This is a genomic window from Paenibacillus sp. SER-28 (assembly GCF_052906305.1).
The window spans coordinates 482,348-502,004 of the sequence record NZ_JBRECM010000003.1 but is presented as its reverse complement, the minus strand read 5'-3'; the positions used below and the strand labels follow the sequence as shown (position 1 = coordinate 502,004).

The 19,657-nt window shown below is 48.5% G+C and carries 18 protein-coding genes, 1 pseudogene and 1 riboswitch; of the genes and pseudogenes, 13 read left to right on the top strand and 6 right to left on the bottom strand.

The genetic code is table 11. The annotated features are described in order from the left end of the window. Nucleotides 1-5: 5 nt before the first annotated feature. Complete coding sequence (locus ACUYLD_RS12480) at nt 6-911, bottom strand: LysR family transcriptional regulator (protein WP_446675174.1); 906 nt, start codon at nt 909-911, stop codon at nt 6-8. Nucleotides 912-1,072: 161 nt separating this feature from the next. Between ACUYLD_RS12480 and ACUYLD_RS12475 the strand changes: the two genes are divergently transcribed. The 5 genes from ACUYLD_RS12475 to ACUYLD_RS12455 all read left to right on the top strand — a co-directional run bounded on the left by ACUYLD_RS12475 (nt 1,073) and on the right by ACUYLD_RS12455 (nt 6,562). Continuing rightward, on the top strand, nt 1,073-1,663 hold the full coding sequence (locus ACUYLD_RS12475; RefSeq protein WP_446675173.1) for a UbiX family flavin prenyltransferase: 591 nt from the start codon (nt 1,073-1,075) through the stop codon (nt 1,661-1,663). A 28-nt stretch (nt 1,664-1,691) separates the two neighbouring features. Then, the gene (locus ACUYLD_RS12470; RefSeq protein WP_250262138.1) at nt 1,692-3,110 is read left to right on the top strand and encodes a non-oxidative hydroxyarylic acid decarboxylases subunit C; all 1,419 of its coding nucleotides are present in this window, start codon (nt 1,692-1,694) and stop codon (nt 3,108-3,110) included. 41 nt (nt 3,111-3,151) lie between these two features. Then, a complete protein-coding gene (locus ACUYLD_RS12465; RefSeq protein ID WP_446675172.1) occupies nt 3,152-3,376 on the top strand; it encodes a non-oxidative hydroxyarylic acid decarboxylases subunit D in 225 nt (74 codons plus the stop codon). Between the two features lie 71 nt (nt 3,377-3,447). Then, complete coding sequence (locus ACUYLD_RS12460) at nt 3,448-3,909, top strand: hypothetical protein (protein ID WP_061832095.1); 462 nt, start codon at nt 3,448-3,450, stop codon at nt 3,907-3,909. 316 nt (nt 3,910-4,225) lie between these two features. Then, nucleotides 4,226-6,562, top strand: coding sequence for an Ig-like domain-containing protein (locus ACUYLD_RS12455; protein WP_446675171.1), 2,337 nt, complete (start codon nt 4,226-4,228; stop codon nt 6,560-6,562). A 71-nt stretch (nt 6,563-6,633) separates the two neighbouring features. On the opposite strand, the gene sdaAA is transcribed toward ACUYLD_RS12455, so the two are convergent. Both sdaAA and sdaAB read right to left on the bottom strand, forming a co-directional pair. Beyond that, nucleotides 6,634-7,533, bottom strand: a complete 900-nt coding sequence (sdaAA, locus tag ACUYLD_RS12450) for an L-serine ammonia-lyase, iron-sulfur-dependent, subunit alpha (RefSeq protein ID WP_071639258.1) — start codon at nt 7,531-7,533, stop codon at nt 6,634-6,636. Continuing rightward, a complete protein-coding gene (gene sdaAB, locus ACUYLD_RS12445; protein WP_254350720.1) occupies nt 7,523-8,212 on the bottom strand; it encodes an L-serine ammonia-lyase, iron-sulfur-dependent subunit beta in 690 nt (229 codons plus the stop codon). Before sdaAB ends, sdaAA begins: the two co-directional genes overlap by 11 nt. 211 nt (nt 8,213-8,423) lie before the next feature. Continuing rightward, nucleotides 8,424-8,539, bottom strand: a riboswitch (glycine riboswitch). 215 nt (nt 8,540-8,754) lie between these two features. Between sdaAB and ACUYLD_RS12440 the strand changes: the two genes are divergently transcribed. The 8 genes and pseudogenes from ACUYLD_RS12440 to ACUYLD_RS12405 all read left to right on the top strand — a co-directional run bounded on the left by ACUYLD_RS12440 (nt 8,755) and on the right by ACUYLD_RS12405 (nt 17,392). After that, entirely contained in the window at nt 8,755-10,344 is a 1,590-nt protein-coding gene (locus tag ACUYLD_RS12440; protein WP_446675170.1) for a DUF6359 domain-containing protein, read from the top strand. Between the two features lie 325 nt (nt 10,345-10,669). Continuing rightward, nucleotides 10,670-11,701: an ABC transporter ATP-binding protein gene (locus tag ACUYLD_RS12435; RefSeq protein ID WP_446675169.1), complete on the top strand. Its 1,032-nt coding sequence runs from the start codon at nt 10,670-10,672 to the stop codon at nt 11,699-11,701. Then, complete coding sequence (locus ACUYLD_RS12430) at nt 11,679-12,605, top strand: ABC transporter ATP-binding protein (protein ID WP_250259726.1); 927 nt, start codon at nt 11,679-11,681, stop codon at nt 12,603-12,605. The genes ACUYLD_RS12435 and ACUYLD_RS12430 overlap by 23 nt, the downstream gene beginning before the upstream one ends. Before the next feature lie 14 nt (nt 12,606-12,619). After that, nucleotides 12,620-13,588 (top strand): oligopeptide ABC transporter permease, encoded by a 969-nt coding sequence (gene opp4B / locus ACUYLD_RS12425; RefSeq protein WP_446675168.1) that lies wholly within the window; start codon nt 12,620-12,622, stop codon nt 13,586-13,588. A gap of 28 nt (nt 13,589-13,616) precedes the next feature. Next, nucleotides 13,617-14,525, top strand: coding sequence for an ABC transporter permease (locus ACUYLD_RS12420; RefSeq protein ID WP_446675167.1), 909 nt, complete (start codon nt 13,617-13,619; stop codon nt 14,523-14,525). A gap of 42 nt (nt 14,526-14,567) precedes the next feature. Further along, the gene (gene opp4A, locus ACUYLD_RS12415) at nt 14,568-16,388 is read left to right on the top strand and encodes an oligopeptide ABC transporter substrate-binding protein (RefSeq protein ID WP_061831944.1); all 1,821 of its coding nucleotides are present in this window, start codon (nt 14,568-14,570) and stop codon (nt 16,386-16,388) included. 65 nt (nt 16,389-16,453) lie between these two features. Next, nucleotides 16,454-16,630 (top strand): annotated as a pseudogene (locus ACUYLD_RS12410) (LysR family transcriptional regulator); the annotation flags it as partial. A gap of 6 nt (nt 16,631-16,636) precedes the next feature. Beyond that, the gene (locus ACUYLD_RS12405; protein ID WP_446675192.1) at nt 16,637-17,392 is read left to right on the top strand and encodes a LysR substrate-binding domain-containing protein; all 756 of its coding nucleotides are present in this window, start codon (nt 16,637-16,639) and stop codon (nt 17,390-17,392) included. A 27-nt stretch (nt 17,393-17,419) separates the two neighbouring features. On the opposite strand, the gene ACUYLD_RS12400 is transcribed toward ACUYLD_RS12405, so the two are convergent. The 3 genes from ACUYLD_RS12400 to ACUYLD_RS12390 form a co-directional block, all read right to left on the bottom strand. Beyond that, the gene (locus ACUYLD_RS12400) at nt 17,420-18,070 is read right to left on the bottom strand and encodes an amino acid ABC transporter permease (protein ID WP_039270255.1); all 651 of its coding nucleotides are present in this window, start codon (nt 18,068-18,070) and stop codon (nt 17,420-17,422) included. A 14-nt stretch (nt 18,071-18,084) separates the two neighbouring features. Beyond that, the gene (locus ACUYLD_RS12395; protein WP_023986681.1) at nt 18,085-18,744 is read right to left on the bottom strand and encodes an amino acid ABC transporter permease; all 660 of its coding nucleotides are present in this window, start codon (nt 18,742-18,744) and stop codon (nt 18,085-18,087) included. Nucleotides 18,745-18,815: 71 nt separating this feature from the next. Next, nucleotides 18,816-19,646, bottom strand: coding sequence for a transporter substrate-binding domain-containing protein (locus tag ACUYLD_RS12390; RefSeq protein ID WP_446675166.1), 831 nt, complete (start codon nt 19,644-19,646; stop codon nt 18,816-18,818). Nucleotides 19,647-19,657: the final 11 nt, after the last annotated feature.

The window sequence follows — 19,657 nt, the reverse complement described above, 5'->3', positions numbered from 1 at the left end:
AGCATCTACTCGGGAACAGTCTTTTTCGTGTCTCCAGCTTGTAGCAGTTCAACAAATTTGCGAGCTGCATTGGATAAATAACGATCCTTGCGCCATACGACGGCAGGCTGTGTGAAGGGGAATGGCTCCTTAATGGAGAGTGTGCGAAATCTGTCCCCGTATTCTTGTCCCAAGCCAGCGTCTGGAATAATAGTAATTCCCATACCTGTGGAAACGAGCGAGAGAATGGTCGATATTTCTGGACAGTCCAGTACGACGCGCGGAATAAGATGGTGTTCCTGAAATTTGCGGATGACGGTTTCGTATAGTCCGTGTCCTTCTGTTCGGCGTCCCAACAAGAGGTCATAGTTGGCAGCTTCCTGTAATGTAATTTCCCCACTGGGATGGCGATCTGCCCATTCACACGGAAGAACCGCAACAAAAGAAACGCCCTCCAGTTCAATCGTATGGTACGATTTGTCATCTACCGGAAGCAGCAGCAGGGCCAGATCAACTTTATTTTGGTGCAGCAGCTCTTCCAGATGATGTGTGTCTCCGTGTCCTATTTTAACGTATACCTCTGGATAGACCTGATGAAAGCGACTGAGTTGTTCAGTAATCAGAGACATACAGGCGGATGACGTGCCTATAGCAAGTGTGCCGGTTACTTTGTTTTCAAACTCCCCAATTTCTCTACAGGTGTCCTCCATTTCAGCCAATAATCGTTTGGCGCGTGTATACAGTGTATACCCGGCCTCGGTAACTTCCCACTTCTTTCCTTCACGGTAAATCAGCTTTACACCAAGCTCGTCCTCCATATTTTTGAGTTGTTGACTCAATGGAGGCTGGGCCATGTTGAGCGTTCTGGCGGCCTTGGTGATTTGGCCTTCCTCCACGATGACGCAAAAGTAATGCAGATGCTTCAAGTCCATTGGGGATTCCTCCTCATTTCTAAACAACGCTTCGATTTGAATACTTTTAAAGTATGCATTACATATATTATATATATTTTTCGTGTGCAGGGAACGGGCGTATAATTTTTGACAGTAATGCATGGGTGAACATAAAACGATGGGATGGAAGGAGGGGACATATGAAGAAAATCATTGTAGGAATATCGGGAGCGACAGGGTCGATTTTTGGTATCCGTATATTACAACAATTACGAGAGGCTGGGGTCCAAAGCCATCTGGTGCTATCCCCGTGGGCTATTGCGAACATCCCCTATGAGACAGGCTACACGGTGAAGGAAGTGGAGGCGATGGCGGATGCGGTCTACTCGTATAAGGATCAGGCTGCGCGTATTTCCAGCGGCTCCTTTCGAGTAGACGGCATGGTCGTCGCTACTTGCAGCATGAAGACCCTTGCCTCCATTCGTATTGGTATGGCGGACAACCTGCTTACCCGATCAGCGGATGTGATACTGAAGGAGCGAAAGAAGCTACTGCTCATGACCAGAGAAACACCATTAAGCAGCATCCATCTGGAAAATATGCTGGAGCTGTCACGTATGGGCGTGATGATCCTGCCGCCGATGCCTGCCTTTTATAATCATCCTGCAAGTATCGAGGAATTGGTGGATCATATTGTTTTTCGTGCATTGGATCAGTTCGGTATTGTCACAACCGCAGCCAAACGCTGGGATGGAATGAAGCAGAATGACTCCAGGCTGCACCAGAATTGAGAAATCGAAAGACGAAGGAGAATGAATAATGGCTTATAAAGACTTTCGCGATTTTCTACACACCTTGGAAAAGGAGGGACAATTACTCACGATCAGCGATGAGGTAAAGCCGGAGCCGGACCTCGCAGCAGCTAACAGAGCATTAAACAATCTTGGAGATAAGACGCCTGCTCTCTTTTTCAACAACATCTATGGATATACGAATGCTCGTATTGCAATGAATGTGATGGGCTCCTGGCCCAATCATGCCCTCATGATGGGAATGCCCAAAAACACGCCGCTCAAGGAGCAGTTTTTTGAATTTGCCAGACGCTATGAACAATTTCCGGTGCCCGTGAAGCGGGAAGAAACCGCACCCTTTCATGAAGTCGAGATTACAGAGGATATTAATTTGTTTGATATTTTGCCGTTGTTTCGTTTGAATCAGGGGGACGGTGGGTTTTATCTGGATAAAGCAATTCTAGTTTCACGCGATCTGGATGACCCGGACACCTACGGTAAGCAAAATGTCGGCTTATACCGGATGCAGGTGAAAGGCAAGAACCGTTTGGGCATCCAGCCTGTACCACAGCATGATATTGCAATCCATATCCGTCAGGCTGAGGAGCGCGGAGAAAATCTGAAGGTGGCTATTGCCCTCGGATGTGAGCCTGTGATTACAACGGCTGCTTCTACGCCGTTGCTGTACGATCAATCCGAATATGAGATGGCGGGCGCCATTCAGGGTGAGCCTTATCGTGTGGTCAAAGCGAAGGATGCAGATCTGGATCTGCCTTGGGGAGCCGAGGTCATTTTGGAAGGCGAAGTGTTAGCAGGTGAACGTGAGTATGAAGGTCCATTCGGTGAATTCACAGGTCACTATTCCGGCGGCCGCGCGATGCCAGTCATTCAGATTAATCGTGTATATCACCGCAAACAGCCTATCTTTGAGCATCTGTACATCGGGATGCCTTGGACGGAAACGGATTATATGATCGGTGTGAATACAAGTGTACCGTTGTTTCAGCAGCTTAAGGATGCTTTTCCTAATGAAATCGTGGCTGTTAATGCCATGTATACGCATGGGCTGGTCGCTATTATTTCCACGAAAACCCGGTATGGCGGCTTTGCAAAGGCTGTGGGAATGCGTGCGTTAACGACTCCGCATGGATTGGGGTATTGCAAGCTCGTGATTGTGGTGGATGAGGAGGTCGATCCGTTCAATCTGCCGCAGGTCATGTGGGCTTTATCCACCAAGCTTCATCCAAAGCATGATGCTGTCATTGTTCCTGGCTTGTCTATTTTACCGCTTGACCCCGGCTCTGATCCGGCAGGTATGACCCACAAAATGATATTGGATGCGACGACACCTGTAGCACCGGATATTAGAGGACATTACTCGCAGTCGCTCGATTCCCCGCTGGGTGTAGCGGAATGGGAGAAAAAGTTGAGCCAAATGCTTCGCTGAATATTTTTGAAAATAAAGAAAGATTAAAGGAGTGCTGACAGATGCATATTTGTCCCCGTTGTGAATCTAATCGTTCAGAAGTTGTTACCCGCTCGCCAGTTAAAGGCGCCTGGGAGGTTTTGTTGTGCCCTGTATGCCTGTTCACATGGCGGACCTCAGAACCCGATAGCATTACTGATCCAGCAAAGTATAGATCGGCGTTCAAGGTAAACCCCCAAGATATTCCGAATGCTGCTCATGTTCCTCCTATTCCAGAGCGGATATAGGGTCGTTCGTAAGTAGCCGTAAATTATGGTACTTTGAAGTTATAGGCCAAAAGTAAAGGGGATTATACTTCATGCAGACACCAAGGATCGGTAAGGAACTGTTTACGCTGTTGGACGGTAAGGAGCTGAAGGACAAGCAGCATGAAGCAATGATGCTGCTGACGGTCACGGAAGATCAGTGGCCGCACATAGCGATGATTAGTGTGGGCGAGGTTGTAGCGCTGGACGAGGGGAATTTGCGTCTGGCACTATGGCCGGGTACGACCACGACGGGCAACATGATCCGTACTGGGAAGGCGACGCTTGCGGTGTTCACCGGGGGGAAGGCGCATTATGTGCGGTTGTCGCTGGAACATCTGCCTGCTTTGCCCGGAGCCAAGCATGTACGTGAGCGATTTGCTGCTCATGTTTTTGCAGCCAGAGAAGATTCGGCCCAATATGCGGATATCTTGACAGGTGTCACGGTCCGTCTCAAGGAACCGGAATCGGTGATCCATCGTTGGAAGGAAACGGTGGCTGAGCTGTTAATGTAAAGCCATCTGATTACTCTGTCGTTTATATGCACCAACTGGCTCCTAATATGGAAGAATACCATCATTTAAGAGTTCGCGCAGCAGCATATAGCTGTTTGTAAATGCGAGATTGTGGATCTGTTGAGAAAACTCTTCACTATGGCTCTGAAGCTACACAAATTGTAATGTCTAATCTTTATCAGAAACGATCTAGTTAATAAGGACCAAATTTCCTTCGAAGCCTAAACTATTCTTTTCCATATGACGACATAAAACGTAGGTGTAAGGATTTTGCGAAATCCTTAATTTAAGTTTTGAAATGGGAGGGAATTAGATTTTGAAGAATAGATGGTCCGGTTTTCTGGCGTTGGTCATCCTGATTTCTAGTTTTACATCATATGCAGGATTTGCATCTGCTGCGGATGCGGTGCTTTCCAAAATTGTCCTTTCCTCTAACGAGGTAACTTTGCAGCAGGGAGATACGGCTGCGTTGACGGCTACTGCTGTTTTTAGCGATGGGACAACCTCGAATGTAACCGTAAGCACGGATTGGAAAAGTGATAATACAGCTATTGCTACTGTGTATAATGGTACAGTTTCGGCCAAGGCTGAAGGGGAAGCCACCGTGGTTGCGACCTATAAAGAGAAGGTGCAATCGGTTCAGGTACATGTAACGAAAAAGGTTAAGGCGCTGACATCCAGTGTACAAAGCCTGAACTTGCGTTCAAGCGGTACAGGACAGGTTGATTTGACAGCGACATACAGTGATAATACAACAGCTCAGGTTTCGGGTGATGCTACTTGGACCTCGGATAATCAAAAGGTAGCCACAGTAGTGAACGGATTGGTTACCGCTCAGGGAGCAGGTGCAGCTAATATTAAGGCCGTATATGGTCAACAGACCGTAACCATTGCTGTGCAGGTGGAGCAGGTTAAACGTCTTGATGTCAGTTCATCAGAGGTTTCTCTTTTGTTGAAGGATACTGAGAAGGTTAAGCTTTCAGCGACGTTCCCGGATGGATCGGTACAGGACGTGACAGAGTCCGCTGAGTGGAGCTCCAGCAATGCAGCTGTGGCGGATGTACTGAAAGGCACCATTACCGGCTATAGCGCGGGAAAGGCGACAATTACAGGTAAGTATGGCACGATGTCCGCTACGATTTCGGTGGATGTCGATCAAACGAATAAGTTGAAATCCAGTGAATCCAATATTTTCCTCAATCTGGATGAATCTAAAAAAGTACAAGTTTCTGCCGTTTATCCGGATGGGACGGTAACGGATATCACAGATAAAGCTACTTGGACATCAAGTGATGAAAAAATTGCGACTGTGAATAAGGGAACGATTATGGCGATTGGAGCGGGTTCGGCTACGGTGACCGCTAAGTATGGAGATAAGACCGTTTCGATCAAGACAGATGTCGAAACCTCCAGATATCTGGATTTGAGTGAGGACAAGCTGAGCCTGAATGCCAAGGAATCCAAAAAGCTCAAGCTGACCGCAACGTATGTAACAGGTACGGAAGAAGATATCACAAGTAAGGCAGAGTGGAAGTCCAGCAATGAAGACATCGCTTTTGTCAGTGCGGGAGAAGTCACGGGTTATAAAACAGGTGAGGCTACGATCACCGCTTCTTATGGTGGCAAAACAGTTACAGCTACGGTATCCGTAAATGTACCCGGTGATCTGTCTTTGTCCTCCAAAACGGCAACGATTGATATTGATGAGGACTATACTGCAACTTTGACGGCTACTTATGCGGATGGACGTAAAGAAGATGTAACACAGGATGCAGAATGGACTTCAAGCGCAGAAGATATTGCCTCTGTGTCCAAAGGAACGATTACGGGTAAATCCGCTGGTAAAGCGGTTATTACAGCGACCTATAATGGCAAAAAACTGACGATTAACGTGCAAGTAGGCCTTGTAGACCGTCTGGAAACAGACTCGCGTGTAATTGCGCTTGGTGCTCAGGAAACGAAGCAACTGAAAGTAACAGGAGTTAAGAGTGGCGGTACAAAAACAGATGTAACTAAGGACGCCACCTGGACAACTAGCAATGTAAAAGTGGTTGAGGTTAGCGAAGGTTTGATCAAAGCGAATGGTAGCGGTAAGGCAACTGTGACTGCTTCATATGGCAAGCAAAACATTACGTTTACGGTAGAAGTGGACGTAGCGCAAAAGATTGAAGCGGATGCAATTGCATTATCGCTCAAATCTGGAGATCAAAAAACCATCGCGATTGTGGTTAAATCGAGTGATGGTAAAGAAAAGGACGTTACGGCCCAAGCTGAATGGAAAACGTCTAATTATAAGGTAGCCACTGTTAAAAAGGGTCAGGTTACTGCGGTTAGCTACGGTAAAGCTAACATTCAGGCGAAGTTTGGCGGGAAGGTAATTAGTGTACCCGTGGATGTTGATACGCTTAAATACCTGCAAACAGACGAAGTTGCTTTGAATTTGAAGGCAGGACAGCTGGCTAAGGTTACGGCTACAGCCACGTATAAGGATGAGTCGGAGAAGGATGTTTCCAAACCGGCTGTCTGGTCCTCGTCCAGAATTATTGTTGCGACCGTCAAAGACGGTAACATTAAGGCACAGGGCAAGGGTAAAGCTGTAATTACTGTGAAATATGCAGGTAAAATGACGAAGGTACAGGTAACCGTTCAGTAAAAAAGAGAGCAAGCATACGTCCAAGGACGATAGGCTTGCTCTTTTATTTTAAGGAGGCTACCGCTTATAATTTATGACTTATCCTTCTTGGTTGGTGTGTTGCGTGTAAGTGATTCGGTCAAACGCTTGCCAGTCGGCGTCTGGGCCAACCCGCCTTTGGCGGTCTCGCGGTGCTTCGACGGCATCGCACTGCCGACTTCAAGCATCACGTCAATGACTTCGTCAGACGGAATAGCGCTGCGCACACCCGCCAAAGCCATATCTGCTGCGGCAAGTGCAGTCACGGCTCCCAGCCCGTTGCGCACGATGCACGGGATCTCCACGAGTCCGGCGACGGGGTCGCAAATCAGGCCGAGCGTGTTCTTAAGGGCGAGACCCACGGCGTGAACAGCCTGTTCAGGCGTACCACCGCGCAGCTCGACCATAGCGCCAGCGGCCATCCCGATAGCTGAGCCAATCTCAGCCTGACAGCCTCCCTCCGCGCCAGAAATGAAGGAGTTGTTGGCGATCACGTAGCCAATGGCTCCAGCGGCGAATAGGCCGTTCACCATATGCTCATCATCCCAGCCGAACCGTTCCTGCGCACTGATGAATACACCAGGGATAACCCCACATGAGCCTGCGGTAGGCGTGGCGACAATGCGACCCATGGATGCATTAACCTCCGACACGGAGAGGGCATAAGCCATGGCGAGCGCGGAGGCATCACCGGAGCAGGTTTCCCCTGCCCGCAGATACTCGGCTAGGCGCTTGCCGTCACCGCCCGTCAATCCACTGCGGGATACGGTGTCTTGTGTCTGACCGCGATGAACGGCTTCCTTCATGACTTCATAATAATCAGACATTTGGCGAAAGATTTCTTCCTCCGTTGTATTCGTTTCTTGTACCTGCTCTTGAATCATCAAGCGGCCAATCGTGGTGGATTCTTCAGCGCATAAAGCGCTGATCTCATGCAGATGGCTAAACCGCATCGGATTCAGCTCCTTTTTTCAAATTAATCATCTTAATTTCATACATATGAGGTAAAGAACGCAGTTCCGCAATTAGTTCAGCTGGAGCAGAACTGTCCGTTTCAATGGCGGTGAGTGCTTCACCATCCCGGCCCTTGCGATCTACGTGCATATAGGCAATGTTAATGTGAGCCTCGCCCAGCGCTGAAGTTATCGCGCCCAATGTACCGGGCTTATCCGAGTGGAGAAGCACCAGCGTAGGCAGCTCCCCGGTCAGATTGACCCGGAATTCATTCAGTTGCTGGACATGGATGCTGCCGCCGCCGATGGAGGAGCCCAACAGTGTGCGCTGATCCTCGCCCTTCCACAGCTCGAAACGGACAGTGTTCGGATGAGGGGCGGGGAGTCCGCTGACGGCGAATTCCACGGCCATCCCGGCTTGTTCGGCCCACTGCTCGGCATCGGGAATCCGGTGATCGTCCGTATCGTAATTAAGCAGTCCTGCGATGAGCGCCAGATCTGTACCGTGTCCTTTATACGTATCGGCAAAGGAGCCGTATAATGTCATGCGGGCACGGTCAGGCTGCGCTCCGAGCCAGTGCCGGGCAACGCGTGCGAGTCGCACCGCGCCTGCGGTGTGTGAACTGGAAGGTCCGGTCATGGCCGGGCCGATAATGGAAAATACATCTTTGAAACGCATGGTGTGGCCCCCTGTATGTTCTAATACCATACTATATGGTATTTCCGCGTCTTTGCGCGTTTATGACGGTTCCTAATGCTGACGCGCAATGTGAGCACAAAAAAGGACAGGATAAGGAAGTTTCCCTTATCTCTGTCCTCGTTACCTGAGAGTTTCGTGCGGTGTTCTTACCGCCTTACCCCTTGGGTGGCTTGCGCTCTCTCCAGAGTTGCGTCAGATGACGATACATGGACCTGAGAGATTATCCGCCAGCCGGGTGCTGGCGTCTTGCTCCTTCGGTGCCGCCAGAGTGTAGGCTCCCTGGACAGACTCTCCCGTCATCTTCATTCGCGTATACCGTTCTACATGTCTTTCTTAGGGTAATGTATGCCGTGCTCGGTGTCAATCACAGGGTTCGATTTTTACATAAACAGGTGTGTTTCCAATAAAAAAGATTAAAATTTACATAATTATGGATGAAATCAGGAAGGAATTAGAAGATTGGCGGCTAATCTGATAAAGGACAAGTACATTTATGGAAAACATAGGAGGGATATTGACGTATGGTAAAAGGCTTGCGGTTCACAGGTTCACGCTTAAAAGGGATGCTGCATCTAGCAGCAATCGTATCACTGCTGATCGGGATCTTCGTACCATTCGGTCAGGTCAAGGCAGAGGGAGCATTGACAGTAGCCGAAGCACTTCAGGGCCAAAGCAGTGGAGGTACGGTGACGGTGGAAGGCTACATCGTCGGACATGCTACCGGATCGAAAACGACTAACTTTTCTTCTCCGTTCGCGAATGATTTTAACGTACTGATTGCCGATCAGGCAAATGAACGTAATACGTCTAATCTATTGGATGTACAGCTGACTTCAGCGTACAGAGGGCAATTTGGGCTGTCAGGCCATCCTGAGCTGATCGGCAGCAAAATTCGTGTGACGGGTACACTCGGCGCCTACAATAATTTTGGTGGAGTGAAAAGCCCAAGCGCTGTTGAACTGGTGAGCGGAAGCGAGCCGGGGGAACCAGGTGAACCTGGCAACCCGGGTCAACCCGGTACTACATTGCCGGATGGAAAAGGCAAAAAGGTGCTGTTCGATAATACGCACGCACAGACCGCTGGCGCAGCAGATTGGGTCATTGAAGGCGCCTTCTCCGACTTTGCCAATGGACTGCGTAATGTAGGCTTTACGGTAGACCAATTGAATCGTCCCATTCCTTTTACTTATGGAGAGCAGGCCATAACATATGACAAGCTGCGCCAATATGATGTGTTCATTATTGGTGAAGCGAATGTTGCCTTTAAGGCATCCGAGCAGGCTGCTCTGCTGCAATACGTGAATAACGGGGGGAGCGTCTTCTTCATCTCCGATCATTATAATGCGGACCGTAACAAAAACCGTTGGGATTCCTCCGAAGTTATGAATGGCTACCGTCGTGGAGCCTATACTAATCCGGCCAAAGGCATGACTGCAGAAGAAGCTGCATCACCTGCGATGCAAGGATTAACAAGCTCCGATTGGCTGGCGACCAACTTTGGTGTTCGTTTCCGTTATAATGCGCTTGGTGACGTGAATGCTACTGACATTGTAGCCGCAGATCAATCTTTCGGTATTACCAAGGGTGTGCGCTCGATTGCAATGCATGCAGGATCTACGCTGGCTATTATTGATCCTACCAAGGCTAAAGGCATTGCTTATATCCCTTCAGGCACGAACAAATGGGGGAATGCTGTAGACCAGGGAGTTTATAACGGCGGGGGCCGTGCAGAAGGGCCTTATGCCGCTATCTCCAAGGTAGGTCAAGGCAAGGCAGCGTTCATCGGTGATTCTTCCCCTGTAGAAGATGCTACACCGAAATATGTGCGTGAGGAAAACGGACAGTCGAAGAAGACATATGATGGTTTCGAGGAAGTGGATGATTCCACCTTCCTGGTGCAAACGGTCCAATGGCTTGCATGGAAGCAGGACTACACGAAATTGTCTGATGTGGCAGGTTTGACTCTGGATCAACCAACGAAGCTTCTGCCATTCGAGGAGCCTGCGGCTTCCACGGAACCGCAGGCTGAGCCTTGGTCTGCTCCGGCAGCAGGCTACAAATGGTATGATCCTAGAACGTTCAAGTCTGGCTCCTATGGAGCAGCTTCATAATTATCGCCAGAAGCTCAATGTGAGCTGGTATTAGTTAGTCGTTTGATCCCTGTAGAGGGATCAGGCGACTTTTTTTGTGATGAAAATTAACCTGTGGTTGGTTATTTCATTACACTTTGTGCCAGAAAGGCCGCGCTACTGCTGGATCATTGATTTTTTAAATGATGTTGATAGCATAATCTTAATTGATATATCCATATACTGGTGATAGGATGTATTCAAATTATTCCGACAAAAACGGTATGTAATGTTCATGAGAGGTTTTAAACATCAAACATGGTGAGAATAAGCGGGACAAGACCATGGAGAATGGAGGAAGCGCGCATTGAATACCGAACCCGTGTTGGAAATTAAAGGATTATCCGTCTCTTTTCGCATCAAGGATCAATATCACCCCGCAGTCGACCATCTGGATCTGACGGTCAACCCCAATGAAGTGCTGGCTGTAGTCGGAGAATCTGGCTGTGGCAAAAGCGCGCTGGCGCTTTCTATCCCGCAACTGCATGACATGGAACGCACACGTGTAGAGGGAGAGGTCCTTTTTAAAGGCACGGACCTGAACCGTCTTTCCTCAGGGCAAATGAATAAAATCCGCGGAGCGGGCATTGGTATGATTTTTCAGGACCCGCTGACAGCACTCAACCCGTTGATGAGCATTGGCAAGCAGATTGAAGAAAATCTTGATTATCATACGTCACTATCTACGAAGCAAAAAAGGGAACGTGTGCTGGAGCTGCTGGAAAGCGTAGATATACCGAATCCTGTGCGTGTGTATGAGCAGTATCCGCATGAACTGTCAGGAGGGATGCGGCAGCGTGTGATGATCGCGATTGCCATAGCTTGCCGACCTTCTCTTATTATTGCAGATGAACCAACTACTGCGCTCGATGTAACGATCCAATCGCAAATTCTCGACTTGCTCAAACAGCTTCAACAGGAGACTGAGAGCGGAATTATCCTGATTACGCACGATCTTGGAGTTGTGGCAGAAGTAGCCGACCGCGTGGTGGTCATGTATGCCGGAGAAATCGTGGAGAGCGCTGATGTTTTTGAATTATTCAGGCATCCACAGCATCCGTATACGCGTTCTTTGCTTGCTTCTATGCCGGGATCGCATACCAAGGGGGAATCACTGCATGTCATCGGCGGCATTGTTCCCTCATTACAAGATATCCCCCGCAATAGCTGCCGCTTTGCTCCGCGTATTCCCTGGATTCAGCAGAGAGTGCATGAAGACCATCCCCAACTAAATGAAATTTCCCCTGGACATTGGGTCCGTTGTACATGTTATCAGCATTTTCATTTTGAAGACGAGGCAAAGGGGGGGGCTGCTCATGGCACTACTAGAGTTAAATGATCTGAGGGTCCACTATCCGGTGCGCGGTGGTTTCTTCCAGCGTGTTATCGATCAGGTGAAAGCAGTGGATGGCGTGTCGATCAGCATTGAGGCAGGCCAGACATACGGGCTGGTGGGAGAATCCGGCTGTGGAAAAACGACGACAGGCAGGACGATCATCGGTCTAAATAAGCTGACGAGCGGACGGCTTCTGTTTAAAGGAAAGGACCTTACAGCTCTGAGCCGTAACAATCGCCATCCACTGCGTAGAGATATTCAGATGATTTTTCAGGACCCATACTCTTCACTCAACCCGCGTAAGCGCGTATTGGATGTCATTGCTGAACCGCTGCGAAATTTTGAAAGGCTGAGCAGTGAGGAAGAACGAAGGAAAGTACAGACGTTGCTGGAAAAGGTCGGCCTGAATGCCGATGCAGCCTACAAATATCCGCATGAATTTTCCGGGGGGCAGCGGCAGCGGATCGGGATCGCGCGTGCGCTTACATTAAACCCCAAGCTGATCATTGCAGATGAGCCGGTGTCGGCGCTGGACGTTTCCGTGCAGGCACAGGTGCTTAATTTTATGAAGGATGTGCAACGGGAGTTTAATTTAACGTATCTTTTCATCAGTCATGACTTGGGTATTATCCGCCATATGTGCGACCAAATCGGTATTATGTACCGAGGACGTCTAGTGGAACAGGGGAGCGAGCAAGACATTTATGAGCGTCCACAGCATCTGTATACCCAGCGCCTCATTGCAACCATTCCCAATATTGATCCTACAAAACGACTGGAAAATGCCCAAAAAAGGCGAATGCTTTTATCCTCCTACAAAACAGAGCTACCCAAACATCTAGACGCGAGTGGAAAGCCGTTTGCACTAAAATCAGTAAGTCCATCCCATCAAGTCGCGCTACCATAAGGGGGGTACAGAATATGTGGAAATTTACACTGCGTCGGCTGCTGGTTATGATCCCTCAACTTTTTGCACTGAGTGTGCTTATATTTTTCCTAGCTAAGGCTATGCCGGGGGATGCCCTGACAGGACTTATTACTTCGACACCCAATCTGAATCCGGCCGCACTGGAAGAACAGCGACAAAAACTGGGACTGAATGATCCGGTGTGGGTGCAGTATGGGAACTGGCTCGTCCAGCTGGCTCACGGGGATCTGGGCAAATCTTATGTACATAAAATTAGCGTTACCGATCTGATTGGCAGCCGTCTGGGGAACACGTTCTTTCTGGGCGTAGTAATTCTGGTTCTGACGTATCTGATCGCCATTCCGCTCGGCGTACTCAGCGGTCGTTATCAGCCTAGTCTGCTGGACAAAACCGTAGTGGGCTATACCTATCTCAGCTTTGCGACACCTCTATTTATACTCGCGTTGTTGCTGCTGTACGTATTCGGATTCAGGCTCGGCTGGTTTCCAACCAGTGGCAGTGTGGATGTAGGCGTGGAGCCGGGGACATGGTCATATTACGTGAACAAGTCGTATCATCTCATTTTACCTGCGGTTACAGGCGCATTGCTCAGTACAACGGCTACGATTCAGTATTTGCGCAATGAGGTCATTGACACAAGACTGAAGGATTTTGTGAAAACAGCGCGTTCCAAAGGGGTGCCCGAAGGTAAAATTTATTCCCGACATATTTTCAAAAACTCTCTATTGCCGATTGCTGCCTTTTTGGGTTATGACCTGACGGGAGTAATTGCAGGCAATATTTTTCTTGAATCTATTTTCGGTTATCCGGGGTTGGGCCAATTATTTCTCCAGTCCATCACTCAACGGGATTTTTCAGTCGTGAACGCGCTGGTCATGATCTCTGGCTTCTTGGCGCTATTAGGAACTCTTTTATCTGATGTCATCCTAAGCAAAGTCGATCCCCGCATTCGAATTGAATAGCGAACAAGTCTAGAGAAAGGGAGGGATTATGGTGTCTATACAGGTGGAGGAGGTCTTCACGCCGGAAATCATTCGTAGATCACCATCCAGTTGGTCTGTACTACGTCGTGAGCTGGTGCGTGACAAAATGTCCTTGGTTTCCATTGGCTTTGTAATTCTGTTCTTGATCTTTATATATGCCTCTGTCCTGTTTGTAAATCAGGATGTAGTCACGACGGTCGATTTGGGTGCGATCCGTGAAGCTCCGGGCTCAGTGCATTGGCTGGGGACAGATCGAGCGGGCAGGGATATTTTCGGTCAGCTGGTCATTGGAGCCCGCAATTCGTTCACCATCGGCTTTACGATTACATTGTTATCCGCCGCTATTGGCTTAACGTTAGGTTTGCTGGCTGGTTTTTATGGGGGACTGGTCGATAACATCATCATGCGAATCATTGATTTTATTCTGGTGCTTCCGTTTTTGATGCTGGTTATCGTATTTGTCAGCATTGTACCCAAAAGCGGCATAGGGTCCTTTATTTTCATTATGACTGCCTTTTTATGGATTGGGAAAGCACGTCTGATCCGAGCCAAGGTGTTGTCGGAGCGCGAACTGGATTATGTGCAGGCTTCCAAAACCCTTGGTACACCTAATTGGAAAATCATCTGGTTTGGCGTGCTGCCCAATCTTAGCTCGGTCGTGATCGTCAATCTGACCCTCAGCCTCGCGGGGAATATCGGGATTGAGACCGGGCTTTCTTATCTCGGCTTTGGCTTACCGGAATCTACTCCAAGCTTGGGTACACTGGTGAGTTATGCGAATGACCCGGATGTTTTGCAGAATAGCTGGTGGATGTGGTTGCCTGCATCACTGCTTATTTTGGTGCTAATGCTGGCGATTAACTTTATTGGCCAGGCGCTCAAACGCGCCACGGATGCCAGACAACGATTGGGTTAACTGAAGTTCAAGGATAAGGACAATGACAAGGAGGGATTTACAATGGTTAAACACTGGAAAAAAGGAATTCTGCCTGTTCTATCTGCAATTTTGGTATTTTCACTGGCCGCATGCAGCGGTTCGCCTTCCGCTTCAAATGGAGGGAAATCGTCTGACGGTACAGGCGGCTCAGGGTCCGACAGCAAGCAGGTGAATGCGACAGCGCTGGCGAAGGCGGTCAAGAACGATAAGGCGCCGATTAAGGGTGGCATCATCAATTATGCACTCGTGTCTGATACCCCTTTTGAAGGTATTCTGAATCCTGTATTTTATGAAGGCAATCCTGATTTTGAAGTCTTCCAGTTTTTCTACCCTTCTATGTTTTCGATTGACTCCAATCTAAATATTGACGATAAAGGAGCGGCGACAATTTCCTTTTCCCCAGACAATAAGGCTGTGACTGTCAAAATTGATCCCAAGCTGAACTGGACGGATGGTAATCCCGTAACGGCAGAGGACTATGCTTTTTCCTATGAAGTGATTGGTCATAAAGACTATGAAGGTCCGCGTTATGATAGCTTTATGACCAACATTGTGGGCATGGAGGATTATCACGCGGGTAAGGCCAAAACCATTTCTGGCATCAAGGTGCTGAATGAGAAAGAGGTTACCATTCACTTCAAGGAACCTAATCCTTCGGTGAAATCGGGGCTTTGGTCTACACCACTGGAGAAAAAGGTATTTCAGAATATTCCCGTGAAAGATATGGCCGGATCTGATCCTGTCCGTAAAAACCCGATTGGCTATGGGCCGTTCAAAATTAAATCTATGGTCACAGGTGAATCTGTGGAATTCGTCAAAAATGAAGATTATTTCCACGGTGAGCCCAAGTTAGATGGCCTTCATCTGAAGGTGGTGAACCCGAATGTCATTACCGAGGCGCTGAAAAGTGGAGAAGTCGATTGGGCCAGCTATCCAACCACCCGTTACAATGAGGCCAGCAATCCGAAAAATGTACAGTTTCTCGGTCAGGAGGAATTATCTTATAGCTATGTAGGCTTTAAGATGGGCAAATTCGATCAGGCCAAGAATCTAAATATCATGGACCCGAACGCCAAGCTGGCGAACAAGTCATTGCGTCAGGCCCTCGGCTATGCGCTGAATAATGAGCAGGTCGGCAAGCAGCTCTATCATGGACTTCGGATTCCAGCAACATCCCTGATTCCGCCTGCCTTTAAGGGATATCATGATATGAATGCAAAGGGCATCACGTATGACCCGGACAAGGCGAAAAAGCTGCTGGACGAGGCAGGCTATGTGGATACCAATGGAGATGGATACCGTGAGGACCCTAAGGGCAAGGAACTGGTACTCCATTATGCAGCAATGAGCGGGGATGCGACAGCCGAATCGCTGGCGAAGTTTTATTTGCAAAATTGGAAGGATGTCGGGCTTCATGTCGAACTGGTGGACGGTCGTCTGCTTGAGTTCAATTCTTTCTATGACCGTGTGCAAAAGGATGACCCCGGCATTGATATTTTTGGCGGCGCATGGAGTACAGGTACAGATGTAAACCCTAGTGGGCTGTATGGACGCGGAGCCAGCTTTAACTACTCGCGCTTTACCAGTGAAGAGAATGATAAGCTGTTGCAGGAAGGGGTGTCTGTGAAAGCCTTTGACGACAATTATCGTAAAGATATATACAATCAGTGGCAGGCGTATATGAGCGAGGAGGCACCCATCGTACCGACGTTATTCCGTTACTCGTTAGAGGCAGTGAATAATCGGGTAGCCAATTACGATATTACTCGTGGCAAGGAGTATGATGCAGACACGTTTGCGAATATTACGTTGACTGCGGAAAAAGCCGAAGTAGCCCAATAATCTCAAAAAAGCGCAATAACCTGAAGAAGAAGCGCGAACCGGATGGATCCGATTTTGCGCTTCTTTTGACCTTTTCATGCAATCATTCTGGGGATACTCGAAGGGAGAGAAGGAAGACGGAAATACGTCAGCTTCAATACTTCATTGCCGTATGCGAGGAACTACATTTTACGAAAGCTTCGGAAAAGATTGGAATCTCCCAACCCACGCTTAGCTTGCAAATCAAGGCGCTGGAGGAGGAATTGGGCATGACGCTTTTTGACCGTGCAGGTAAGAAAATTAAAATGACAGATGCCGGGAAATTGTTGCTGCAACACAGTGCACATGCGCTCAAGGATTTACAGCAAGCAAAGGCTTCCATTGAGGAGTTGCGCACCGAGCAACGCGGGAGTTTGCGGATTGGTATCGCATTACCGGAGCTGGAGGAGTCATTGCATGAAATGCTTATCCATTTTCATCAGTCATTTCCTAGAGTCAGCCTGCACATCCATCCATCATTTGATGTAACAGAACAGCTGCTGGATAACCGAATGGATGTTGGCATTACGCTGCATTCGGGTACGGATGAAAGGCTTGTCCAGCTTCCTCTTCGTACGGAGAACTACTGTCTTGTTGTTCCGGTAGAGCATGTGTTTTCCAACCGATCTTCCATTACGCTGGACGAATTGAGGCATGTATCCTGGGCGATGCAGCCAGAGTGTCATCTCGGCAGGAAGCTGATTGAGAAGTGCTTCCGGGATCGCGGGTATCCCTTTGCAACCGTCTTGGAGACAAATTCCATACCTTCAATCCTGCGCTGGGTGCAGGAGGGACTTGCCGTAACCCTACAGACGGAGTCCCTTGCGGCAGAATTGGATCGCTCACAATTTTGCACTGTACCTATTTTGTGCGGCGTGCTCCAGGGTCAGCTAGAGTTGATTTATCGGTCTGGCCGTTATCAGGGAGAAGCATTGAAGCGATTAATTGAAAAGATACAAGCTGTACTAACAGTGCGTTCCAACTAGTGGCAACGCTGATAAGTATCACGAGCTTTAATGTGTACGAACTTCCAGCCTGCGTGCAATCAGTGACATACTGTAATTGACAGCAAAGTACAGGAAAGCTGCGAACAGCAGGGCTGGAATGACAAAGGATTGATTTTGCCCACCGACAATCTGAATGTTATGCGTCAGCTCCGGCAAACTGATAATGACAGCCAGTGAGGTATCCTTGAATAGGGAAATGAACTGGCTGACAATCGGGGGCACCATGCGACGAAGCGCTTGGGGCAGAATGATATGCCATAAGGTTTGAGAGTAGCTTAGACCGGAGGAACGTGCGGCTTCCACCTGTCCTTTATGGACCGAATTCAGACCGCTGCGCACAATCTCGGCGATCATGGCTCCCTCGAAGATCGACAGGCCTGTAATGGCTGCCCACTTGAGGGAAATCGACAATCCGATGGATGGTAAAACCATACCGATGAAGAAAATAATGAGCAATAATGGAAGATTGCGAATGAGATCAATGATAAAGGCTGCAACCTGTGAAATGACAGGTAAGCGGGTATAGCGCAGGATGCCGAATAAGATACCGAGAACGAAGCTGAACACGATAGAGTAAATAGCAACCTCCAGCGTGAGCAGGAAGCCCTCCAGTATAAAACGCACATTAGGCCACACAAATAATCCACCGAAATCCATACGGGCTTCCCTCCTTAGGATGTTTTGGACAGACGCCGTTCCATATATAGTACAAGAAAGCTAAGCGGAACCGTCAAGATAAGATACAACAGCGCCGTGATGGCGTAGACTGTGATGGGCAGGAAGGTATCCGAGTTAATGAGGTCCGAGTAATACATTAGGTCCAGTCCGGCCACAATAGCCAGCACGGAAGAGTTTTTGACCAGATTAATGAATTGGTTGCCGATTGCAGGCAGTACAATTTTGATGGCTTGCGGTAAAATAATGCTGATCATCGTCTGGTTGTAACTCAACCCGGAGGACCTTGCCGCTTCAAATTGCCCCTTGGGCACAGATTGAATGCCGGCACGTATGGCTTCAGCAATAAAGGAGGCCGTGTATACGGTCAATCCAAGCGTTCCAGATACGAATCCGTCCAAAGGGATGCCCAAAGTGGGAAGCCCGAGATAAAAAAACAGTACGACGATCAGCAATGGGATATTGCGGATGACCTCTACATAGACGGTACCGATCCAGTTCAGCCATTTAAAAGGCGCAATTCGGAGGATGGCAATAATAGCCCCTAGAATAAAGCTTCCGATCAAGGCAATGACACTAGCTTGAACGGTATGAAGCAAGCCTTCTCTGAAACGGTCGCTATGATCAAAAAGTACGTTGATATCAAAAGTAAGCATCTGCGAATTTACCTCCTTATCCAGACCTAAGAAAGGAAGGAGCTCGCAATCGCGGCTCCTTCACAAGAATACTATTCGGGTTTAACCCCAAGCCATTGCTCGTGGAGCTTATCGTATTCACCGTTGCTTTTCAGTTCCTTGATCGTATCATTAATGGCTTGCAGCAGTTCAGGCTGTCCCTTCTTCACTGCAATGCCGTAAGGTTCCTCTGTGAAGTTCCCGCCTACAAGAATATAATTCGGATCTTGCTGCTGCATGCCGAGCAGAATAGAGTTATCGGTAGTTAACGCTTCTCCTTTACCTGCTTTGAGGGCGTTGAAAGCATCCTGATAGTTTTCGAATTCCAATATCGTTGCTTCAGGAGCTTTTTCACGGATATTTTTGGCGGAGGTAGAGCCTTTCACGGCGAGCACCTTGGTTTTTGGGGTCAGAGATTCCAGCCCGGTGATGGGGCTCCCCTTTTTCACGAGCAGAGATTGCCCGGCGTTAAAATAGACGTCGCTGAAATCAACCTGTTTTTTACGTTCATCCGAAATGGTCATCGTCGCGATAATGGCGTCAATGTCCCCGTTTTGCAATAAGGTGATTCGTGTTTTGGACGTGACCTCTTTTAGTTCAAGTTTGGTTTCATCGCCAAAAATATGTTTGGCTACAGCCTTAGCGATGTCGATATCAAAGCCTTCTACTTTTCCGCTAGCCGGGTCTTTCAGTCCGAACAGCTTGGTATCGTATTTCACACCAACGACCAGTTTGCCACGCTGTTTGATCGCTTCCAGCCCGTTGGCTGCTGCCGGCTCATTCCCCGACGTTGCCGCTCCTTCTTTGCCTCCACAGCCTGCCAAGACGAGCAGACAAGATAAAGCTACCAGCACCAAAGTACTCCATTGAAATCTTTTTCTCATCAGAACATTCC